At 52.4% G+C, this 8025-nt stretch carries 7 protein-coding genes and 1 pseudogene; 2 read left to right on the top strand and 6 right to left on the bottom strand.

Features of this window, described 5'->3' with window-relative positions; genetic code table 11:
- Positions 1-220: 220 nt before the first annotated feature.
- Both A9995_RS15510 and A9995_RS16375 read right to left on the bottom strand, forming a co-directional pair.
- The gene (locus A9995_RS15510) at positions 221-1417 is read right to left on the bottom strand and encodes a glycosyltransferase family 4 protein (protein ID WP_168157442.1); all 1197 of its coding nucleotides are present in this window, start codon (positions 1415-1417) and stop codon (positions 221-223) included.
- Entirely contained in the window at positions 1414-2349 is a 936-nt protein-coding gene (locus tag A9995_RS16375; RefSeq protein WP_255360167.1) for a glycosyltransferase family 2 protein, read from the bottom strand. Before A9995_RS16375 ends, A9995_RS15510 begins: the two co-directional genes overlap by 4 nt.
- Positions 2350-2638: 289 nt before the next feature.
- On the opposite strand from A9995_RS16375, the gene A9995_RS15505 reads away from it, so the two are divergent.
- Positions 2639-3457, top strand: coding sequence for a hypothetical protein (locus tag A9995_RS15505; protein ID WP_082992824.1), 819 nt, complete (start codon positions 2639-2641; stop codon positions 3455-3457).
- 43 nt (positions 3458-3500) lie between these two features.
- On the opposite strand, the gene A9995_RS15500 is transcribed toward A9995_RS15505, so the two are convergent.
- The 3 genes from A9995_RS15500 to A9995_RS15490 are packed head-to-tail and all read right to left on the bottom strand — an operon-like array spanning position 3501 to position 6342.
- The gene (locus tag A9995_RS15500) at positions 3501-4760 is read right to left on the bottom strand and encodes a glycosyltransferase (protein ID WP_067614680.1); all 1260 of its coding nucleotides are present in this window, start codon (positions 4758-4760) and stop codon (positions 3501-3503) included.
- Entirely contained in the window at positions 4757-5719 is a 963-nt protein-coding gene (locus tag A9995_RS15495; RefSeq protein WP_082992823.1) for an FkbM family methyltransferase, read from the bottom strand. Before A9995_RS15495 ends, A9995_RS15500 begins: the two co-directional genes overlap by 4 nt.
- Entirely contained in the window at positions 5695-6342 is a 648-nt protein-coding gene (locus A9995_RS15490) for a hypothetical protein (protein ID WP_067614676.1), read from the bottom strand. Before A9995_RS15490 ends, A9995_RS15495 begins: the two co-directional genes overlap by 25 nt.
- 387 nt (positions 6343-6729) lie before the next feature.
- Between A9995_RS15490 and A9995_RS15485 the strand changes: the two genes are divergently transcribed.
- Complete coding sequence (locus A9995_RS15485) at positions 6730-7782, top strand: acyltransferase (RefSeq protein ID WP_168157441.1); 1053 nt, start codon at positions 6730-6732, stop codon at positions 7780-7782.
- Between the two features lie 8 nt (positions 7783-7790).
- Here the strand turns inward: A9995_RS15485 and A9995_RS16370 are convergent.
- Positions 7791-8025, bottom strand: a pseudogene (locus A9995_RS16370) (hypothetical protein); the annotation flags it as partial.

The raw sequence follows: 8025 nt of genomic DNA, 5'->3' as shown, positions 1-8025 counted from the left end.
TTGGCTCACCATTAGAAGGGATCGCACTCACAGATTGATACTGTACTGTTCACATAACTCAGAATTTTGACCTCGAGCAGTAACCTAAATAGGGTCGGTCAATTACGATCTGTTGGGGGCCCAGTCCACCAAAGGAGAGTTCCCCTTGATTCGTGGAAAGCCTGGCGTATTCGTGAACACGGCATCCCGCTCAGTGGCATTACTCAGCGGGCTGCCTGTTCTACGTTTCTACAGTCTCTTGGAAAAGCGCTGCCAATGGCTGCACAGCTTTGGTGATTTCAAACTCCTTCTCGATTGTCGCACGTGCATTTTCGCCAAGATGCAGGCGCGCTTGGCGGTTCGTTGCCAAGTGCAGCATTTTTTGTTCAAGGTGGTCCCAATCACCCGGCGTAAAAAGAAGCCCATTGTTTCCGTCATCGACCAGCTCAGGAATTCCGGCAACATGACTAGCGATCACAGGCTTACGTAGCGCCATTGCCTCCATGAGCACCACTGGCAAACCCTCCATTAGGCTCGGAAGAACAAGTATATCGCTTTCGGCTATCTTCTGCAGGGTCTTTTGCTCCGGAAGGGCGCCGTAGAGTCGAACCCTGTCCGCCCATTCAAACTGAGCGAGCCGCGCTTCAATTTCGTCACGCAGGGGCCCGTCACCCACGATACCTAACTCGGCACTGATCCCCTGCGACAGGAGAGATCCGAACGCATCTAATAAACCAAAATAACCCTTTTCCGCTGAGAGGCGGCCGACGCATACGAAGCGCACTTCTGGAGTAGGAAGTGTGATGGGCCCCAGAGGGAGCGTCTGCAAATCGACGCCGCACCTCACGATGTGAAACTTTCCCCATTCTGAACTTTGGACTTTACGCATGCCCTGCGCGCGCATGAACCAACTCGCGCAGGCAACGAAGATTGCCGCACTCAGCTTGTCCGGGAGAAGCTCGCCCGCAGGATGATCGGTTTCGGATATGCCGTGAAGTGTGAGACTCCACGGGATAGAAAGATAGCGAGATGCGAGTAGCCCGACAGTGGCGCCACTGTTGGCAAAATGGTTGTGGAGATGCGTGATCCCAGCCTTCTGCAATAGGCGACAGAGAAGGAGCGCCTCGACGAAGTGGAACTGCGCCCAAACCAAACCTTTTATGCCCGATTGGCGGTGCTGCAGAGCAAGCTTCCAAACTTTATAAAAACGACGTGGTTTACGTAAGGCACGCAAAGTACAAACAAAATATTGTACAACGGGGCGGCCGAGCACATTTTCAACAATCTCGTCGCCATCGAGGGTACTCGGGTCATAGCCAGGCCGGACGCTAAAGGGCAAAATGGTCAAGCCTTGAGAGCGGAGCGCAGCGATCTCACGACGTATGAATGTGTGTGAAGGTGCCGGATACTGGCTTGCGAGATATGCGATCCGGTTCACTTGCAGCATATCGCCTTGAGTGGGCGCAGCATCACATATCCAAGAAGGTAGCGCAGTGCCCCAGTGCACTCCGCAGCTTTGCCAATCAATGGGTGGAAGGATACTGCCAGGCCGTTTCGCCAAGCCAGACGGGCGAACTGCAACAGCCACAATGCAGGAACGGATAGCAAATATATAGGCCCAAAGAAAATTGCCAATAGGACTCCTAGTATCGGCAGACCTAAAGTCCAAGCAAAAACTCGGAAGATCTCTCTCAAGTAGAGTCCCAATGAAGGGAACTTAGCGGCTTTATGCCAGACTTGCGCATAGCCAAGCCCGCTAGGGACGGCGCGCTTCCACCATTGAGAGAAATGGAGCAGGTCCGCATTGTGAATAGTCATTTCTTGGTCGATGCACCAAATCCTCCAACCGCCCTCACGCAATCGGTAACAAAGCTCAGGCTCCTCTCCTGCGATCAACGACGGATCGACGAAGCCACATTGTCGTAGAGCCGACAACCTAAAAAGTGCGGCACCTCCGCATGCCTCCGCCTCGCCAATGGGTGTACCCCATTCTCGGTCGCAAATCTTGTTATAGAAGCTAGCGCCGGGATATCGTTCTCGCCTTCTGGCACAGACCGCTGCAGCAGTCACATTACAATCGAGGAAGTTAATTGCCTCTGACAGCCAGGGTGGCTCGAGCTCGCAATCGCCACCAACGAAGTGTACAAACGCCAAGTTCGATGCTTGTTCAAGTAATCTATGCAGTCCCGCGTTGCTCGCCCGTGCTGCCGTGAAGGGGATGGTCAAATCTAGTTGGACTACCTCGACACCACCGCCTTGCGCGTACTGCACGCTCCCATCAGTTAGCTCACTGTCAACATACACCGCGGCAAGGTGCTCAGGAATCGAGCGCAGGCACCGCTTGAGGCGCTCACCTTCGTTTCGGCCAATTACAACGATCCCAGCTTTGGGGATCTCTCGATTAATTTGAATGACTCACCCGATCGTCTGCCGCTTGGTCGTGCTCAAGTTCGAGCTCGCTATCGCAAAATACTCGGACGCTGTCACTTCGATCCATCCAAAGCTATGGCAAAATGTCGATAGCGACTTTTGAGCGTGCCATGTCCTCCGCCACCCAACCCTAGGCGTGACAACCTCCAGCTTCGCACTGACATTGCGCAAAATGGTGCTAGGGCGATCAGATCATGGTTCCAGAAGCGGAGAATGACAGTTGGAGGAAATGACGTTGGATAGCGGCGGGGCTGAAGCCATTAGTGACAAGCTTGTTGACTTACATTCTTTGTGGGTTGGGCCGAGACTCGGCTATCTTGAGCGCCTATGTCTCGCTTCCGCAGCAGCTGCTGGGCACAGGCTTACCTTGTGGAGCTACAAACCGGATCAGTTGGACGGAGTACCAGAAGGGACGCAATTGCGTAACGCCGCTGATATAATGCCGTTCGAAAGGTTGCTCCGTTATCGCGACACTGGCTCGGTGGCATTGGGAGCGAACCTGTGGCGCATTGAACTCCTGGCAGCGGGCTTGGGATGCTGGGTCGACATGGACTTCATCTTTCTCAGGCCGCTCGCTTTCGACAAGCCATATATTTTCGGTTGGGAGCACGAGAACTGGATCAACAATGCCGTTCTCTACGCGCCCAAAGGATCTCAGATGGTGCGCGATTTGCAGGAAATACCTAAAGCCAACCGACGCCCCCCTTGGTGGGGACCGAAACGATCCATGGAGTTTTACTGGCGACGCTTCCGCGAAGGCAGGATGGACTTAGAAGATTACCCTTGGGGAACGTTTAGCGCCGGATTAGTGACACACGTAGTCAAGAAAAACCAGCTGCAAAACTACAGTCAACCCCCTGAGGTCTTCTACCCTGTCCGTTGGAGCGAGGCTCGACTACTCTATGGCCCCACGGAAGGTATCGAACAAAAGCTGACTTCAGAAACTCGCGCGGTTCACATGTGGCATTCGCGCCTTGAGGGCTTACGTGACAAGCGGCCGCCAGCTGGGAGTTATATCGAAAAGATGTGTGCCCAGTTTGGAGTCTGACCAACACTCAATGTGATTCCCCCATTATATCTGACGATATCTATTATTTAGCACGGGTGCTACGATGTGACATCGTTTCCAAAGCGTTCTTATAGTGTATGCGAAGGTCTCTGGAGAGGGATGCTCGGTTGAATTTCTCGATAACTCTCCCCCGCCCTGCTTCCGCTAACTTCTGGCGGCGGTTGCCGTCAAGAAGGAGCGTAGCAATGGCTTCGGCTAGTTCCTCTGGATCGCGTTCAGTCACGAGAAGACCAGACACCCCGTTCTCAATCAGCTCAGGTATCCCGCTGTGCTTGGTGGAAATCACAGGTATCTCACGTGCCATAGCTTCCATAAGCACGACCGGAATCCCCTCCTTATCGCCGTCAGCCGCTGTGACGGAAGGTAGAAGTAAAAGATCAGAAGCATTTATCGCCTGTAGCGTTGCGGCGTGTGGTTTTGGCCCAACCAGATCGACGTAACTGCACAGGCCAAGCTTCGACGATCGGTCTTCGATAAGATTTTTTAAAGGTCCACTTCCGATCATCTCGCAATGAAAACTTAATTCCGGGTACTTTTCTCGGAGGATCGCCAATGCATCTAACGCGATCAAATGGCCCTTCTTCTCTACCATCCGGCCGACCATAACGAGGTTCGCCACGTCAAGGCGCTGGGTCAGACGGCGGATCCCTTCACTAGCGGGGATTTCCACGCCCATGTGATGTACGAAGGTACTCTCCTTGCTTGCGCCTGACTTCAGCAGGAGGGATCGCCAGTATTCGCTGATCGGCAGAAGAACAGCGGTACCATCAAACAACGGGGCGTAAAAACGCCCGAGCGGCAGGCTCCACTCCTTTAGCATCTCAAAGGCGTGAAATGTGACTACTAACGCCGGCTTCGGGTCCATATGCTCGCCTGTCGCAAGGCCCAGTCGACCGATGTGCCCGAAATGGCAATGGATGACATCTATATGTTCGCACTTTGATGCGATCACTGCCCCGAGGAAAATTTCCCTGAGCGACAGATCTTTCTTGGACCGAAGCCGCCATAGTATCCTCGGATTCTCGACGGTCAAACATGCAACTAGTCCAGAAAAGACGGCCCGCACAACTGAGAAAGAGACTTTCGCATTGGCCAACCCCAAGTAGCTTGTACGGCGTGAGATTTCGGAACCGTAATCATCAACAGGAAAATCGGCTAATTCTTTCGAACCCAACACAACGATTTGGACGTCGACATTATCGATCAAATGGTCCTTGATCTCATCAATTATGAATGTTTGCGAATATGAAGGAAATCGCTCAATAAGATAGAGTACCTTCATGCGTTGGCTTTCTCTAACGCGAGCAGAACCCGAGCCGCCTCTTCCTTAGGGCATAGCAAATAATCAGACATGGCAAGATTATCCTGAATGCCAATCTCGTCAATTCTTTCTATACCTATAAGCTCTTCTTTCGGACCATACCTGACACGAAAAATCGCGTAATTCTGCGCCCGCAACATGTCTTCGATCGATCTCTGACGCGTTACGCGTTCTAGATTTTCTAGGGTATAGGCAGGTAATATTTCAACAACTAAAAACGGTCTCTGGATCCGGATAGTATTTAATAGCGCTTGAAGTACGGGTAGCTCCCCGCCTTCAACATCAATCTTAATAATTGACGTTTTAGCTGGAACGAAGTCAGTTGGTACGTCCGCAAATGAAAGCACGACTACCGGCTTGCGTGAAAGAGGCTTTCCCCGAAAATTGGCAACCAGACTTGCAGAAGGATCGGTCTCTTCGTTACGGTACATCTCTAGCATCAAAATTTCAGTCTCGACCCCGACGCCGGCAGGTATGACCGTGTACGGAAGGCTGTTGGCTGCCGCGAGTGAGGATGCATAATCAGCGCACGCTGGATTGGGCTCAAACCCTAGGTACTCGCGGCTAGGATCAGCTGCCGCAACTTTAAGCATCGTCTGACCAAGATTTACCCCTACGTCGATAAAACCACCCTCTTTGAGCCGAAACAGCAAACTGATTAAATCGGCCAACCATGGTTCCGAAATGTAGGTTTTCCTTCCATTTAGTATTGGGATTCGGAACGTGCATCCGTACGCTCTTTCGGTGTAGCTCCGGCTGAAAAAGCCAGACTTCTTCAGTACGAAGTGAGAAGCTCTATGGCGTAGACTAGGCAACTGGTCCTCCCATTCGGACGATGTCCGGTTTGCACTCGGATGAGCAATGTACCCCAAAAACAGGGGCGCTTGTTTGGTGATCAGAGAGAATTCGTCGGGCGCCATGCCCGGTAGATATTGGCCAAATCGCGAAGGATTGGCACTCGGTCATAAAACTTGAGGTCCGCAATATCGCTTCTGGAACGCCTCTGGAAAGCAAGCGGAGGGACAGCGAATTCAGTGGCGACTTCGGGATGCGCTCGACGAAACCAAACGTATGCTGCGTCGATTGGAGGATGAATACCCTGGTATTCCAAACCTTCGAGATATCCCACCATCAAGCGGGCCCCGATGGCGGAAAAACCCATCATGTGTGCTCCAATAATGTCACTTGACTGCAAGTCGGACGGGTCTGATGCGTAGTACCCTCCGTAAAAAATTTCCCATGCGGTTTTCGGCAAATAGATGTCGGCATTCGGCCTAAAAGCACAATCGTCCTCAAGGATGAGTATTGAATCACCTGCCAGCGCGGCTTCTTTAAGCAGCGCTAGTTGGCTCTCGTAGACGCCCCTGGCACCTATGGATGTGTAGTCACCCTTTTCATCCGGTTTGATCGCGGGGAAAAATTTGACGCTTGGATTGTCAGCATGACCGAGCTTTTCGAGCTCCCGCCTGATTGCTCGGCGTCTATCACGCCTCTCAGGAAGGTTGATTATCCTGATACGGGCAAAGGTTCGCAGAAAGGACATGCAGCACGAGTTTACGAGATGGATGACCAAACTGCAACGGATCGTCTCGCGGTTGTACTTACGGTGTCCCGGTTGGGGAGAGCGAGATAGCGCTCTCCACCTTGGTCCTTGTCTGCTCCAGAAAAAGGTGCAAGCGCAGGCTCTCTAGGTTCGGGAGGCACCGCCTACAATTTCGTTCTAATGGGAGCCGCGGGTTGGGCAGAAAGTTCCGGCAGCATGCCAGCTACGACGTTCGGCCTTCAACTGGTGAGCCATCCCTGCCGATGAGCTAGAAAAATGGTTAGGCTTTCCGGTGGGGGAGAAGGTGAAGACATTTCCGGAAGAGGCGCGTCCCAGCTTCGCATGCCGCACTCGTACTTTCGAACGCTAAGAGTCTTTGGAGTTAAGATGCAGCTTCCTGCAGGTCAGAAAATCGCCAGATTAGACTCAATTCAGATGCTGCGTGCTATCGCCGCCGCACTTGTCGTTCTTTTTCATGCTCATCAGGCATTTGCCATACGCGGCGCGCGCCCTGCTTTCGAACTAGAAACGTACTTGTTTGCGTTCGGTGCGGTAGGAGTTCACATATTTTTTGTTATTAGCGGCTTCATCATGGTGGTGACCGCTCGATTTGAAAGCGGTTTCGACCTCGCGGCTTTTTTGAAACGAAGGTTCTTTCGCGTCTATCCGATTTATTGGATATGCGCTGCTGCCTATGTAGTGGCCCATCTGGGCTTTGGGTCACCGTATATGCTAGATGCGAGTCAGGTTTTTGGAGCTATTCTCCTACTACCGTATGGGGCGGCGGCTGTTATCGGTCCCGCGTGGACCCTCTCCTACGAAATGTATTTCTACATCTGCTTCGGTGTCGCCATGGTTTTTGGGCTGAATCGAGGGCTGTCTTTGCTATCGCTGCTATTCATTATAATGATGGCGGTGGGCCTGATACTGCAACCATCGGACCCCTTCCTGCACCTTGCAACTAGTTCCTTATTAATAGAGTTTTTAGCGGGAGCGGCAATAGGCTGGCTCGCGGTGCATGGTCGCCTGCCTTTACGCTTCGGTCTTACTTCAGTAACCCTGTCCTTAGGACTTTTCGCTGCGGGATTGCTTTACGGGTATGACAATATTCCAACAGCGGTTACGTGGGGAGTTCCCAGCGCATTTCTAGTGTTCGGAGTGGTCTGCCTAGAACTTCAGAGAGGTTCCGGCGCTTTGGTGCGAAGAATAGGATTTCTCGGAGACAGCAGCTACGTGTTATACCTTATCCACATTCTAATTATTGCCGCCGCCCTGAGGGCCATAGAAGCATGGTCCGATGTTGCAGTCGTTGCTCCCATAGCCGCCGCATTCGTTCTTTTGATAATCTCAGTACCGACCGCTGAACTTATGCATAGGGCATTGGAACGGCCCTTGCTTAAAGTCCTAAATCCTCGAAGGCAGCTTGTGCCGAAGCGGTAGGACCTTAACTAGTCATCTGAATCTGAAGTTCGGCTCATTGCCTTTTGGCAAAAGCGTTTGACCGATGCGAGGATCTCGTCGGCGGATTTGTTCCAGCGATAGGGTTCGGGGTTTTCGTTGTACGCCTAGATGAAGGCGCTGATGTCCGGTCCCTCGGGCATCGCGGCATCGATCTGCTTGAGGAAGGCCAGAAACTCGGTTACCCGGTGGCGCTTGTAGCACTTCCCGATCACCGCCCCTGTT

It is taken from the genome of Erythrobacter sp. QSSC1-22B (assembly GCF_001678665.1).
Lineage (GTDB): Bacteria > Pseudomonadota > Alphaproteobacteria > Sphingomonadales > Sphingomonadaceae > Qipengyuania.
The sequence above is the reverse complement of the archived record's forward strand: the minus strand, read 5'-3'. Positions and strand labels throughout refer to the sequence as shown.

Coding starts and splice junctions, on each gene's coding strand:
- A9995_RS15505 (WP_082992824.1), top strand. CDS start 2,639: ATGACGTTGGATAGCGGCGGGGCTGAAGCCATTAGTGACAAGCTTGTT.
- A9995_RS15500 (WP_067614680.1), bottom strand. CDS start 4,760: ATGAAGGTACTCTATCTTATTGAGCGATTTCCTTCATATTCGCAAACA.
- A9995_RS15495 (WP_082992823.1), bottom strand. CDS start 5,719: ATGGCGCCCGACGAATTCTCTCTGATCACCAAACAAGCGCCCCTGTTT.
- A9995_RS15490 (WP_067614676.1), bottom strand. CDS start 6,342: ATGTCCTTTCTGCGAACCTTTGCCCGTATCAGGATAATCAACCTTCCT.
- A9995_RS15485 (WP_168157441.1), top strand. CDS start 6,730: ATGCAGCTTCCTGCAGGTCAGAAAATCGCCAGATTAGACTCAATTCAG.